Source organism: Pseudomonas sp. PH1b (assembly GCF_000633395.1).
In the GTDB taxonomy this organism is placed as follows: Bacteria; Pseudomonadota; Gammaproteobacteria; order Pseudomonadales; family Pseudomonadaceae; genus Aquipseudomonas.
Window position 1 is genome coordinate 1 of sequence record NZ_AYMU01000053.1, and the last position, 1,221, is coordinate 1,221.

The 1,221-nt window shown below is 60.3% G+C and carries 1 protein-coding gene; it reads left to right on the top strand.

Annotated features, from left to right (window positions below):
- The coding region (locus U873_RS0133370) for an immunoglobulin-like domain-containing protein (RefSeq protein ID WP_029978858.1) at window positions 1-1,221 on the top strand (1,221 nt) is incomplete at both ends.

Here is a 1,221-nt window from a genome sequence, read left to right on the forward strand (position 1 = left end):
AGCAGTAACTGACGTTACCGATACCATCGACACTTCGACTGTCAGCCTGACTGCCACGCCGAGCGTTGCTGAAGGCGGCACTGTGGTGTACACCGCGTCGGTTACCGCTCCGGTCACCGGTTCGCCAGTGGTAGTGACTCTGTCTAATGGCCAGACCATTACCATTCCTGTCGGTGAGTCTTCCGGTAGCGTGAATTTCACCGCGCCGAACGACGCTCTGGCTGGCGGTAGCTCCCTGAGCACCACCATCACCAAGGCTGAGGGCGGCAACTACGAGAAGCTGGAAACTAGCGACAAGCCAGCTGAGACCACCGTTACTGACACTGTCGACACCACAACGCTGAGCCTCAGCGCTACCGACACCGTGGCTGAAGGTGGTTCGATTGTTTACACCGCGACCCTGACCAACGCCGCGGGCACCCCGGTTACTGTGACCTTGAGCAACGGCGCAGTCATTACTATCGCTGCTGGCGCTACCTCTGGAACCGTGACCGTTCCAGCCCCGGCCGATGACGTCTACAAGGACGCCGGTAAAGTCGAAGTCACCATCAGCAAAGCTGATGGCGGCAACTTCGAAGACCTGGTCACTAATCCAGTGCCTGCCGTGACCGACGTCACTGACACCATCGACACCAGCACCGTTTCGCTGACCGCAACCCCGAGCGTGGCCGAGGGCGGCACCGTGGTGTACACCGCGTCGGTTACCGCCCCTGTCACCGGCTCTCCTGTCGTAGTAACTCTGTCCAACGGGCAGACCATTACCATCCCGGTAGGTGAGTCTTCCGGGACCGTGAACTTCACCGCGCCGAACGATGCCCTGGCTGGTGGTAGCTCCCTGAGCACCACCATCACCAAGGCTGAGGGTGGCAACTACGAGAAGCTTGAGACCAGCGACAAACCGGCTGAGACCACCGTTACTGACACTGTCGACACCACAACGCTGAGTCTTAGTGCAACCGATACGGTCGCCGAGGGTGGCTCGATCGTTTACACCGCGACCCTGACCAACGCCGCGGGCACCCCAGTTACCGTGACCTTGAGCAACGGCGCTGTAATCACTATCGCCGCCGGCGCTACCTCTGGAACCGTGACCGTTCCGGCCCCGGCGGACGACGTCTACAAGGACGCCGGTAAGGTCGAAGTCACCATCAGCAAGGCTGACGGTGGCAACTTTGAAGATCTGGCAACCAACCCTGCTCCAGCAGTAACTGACGTTACCGA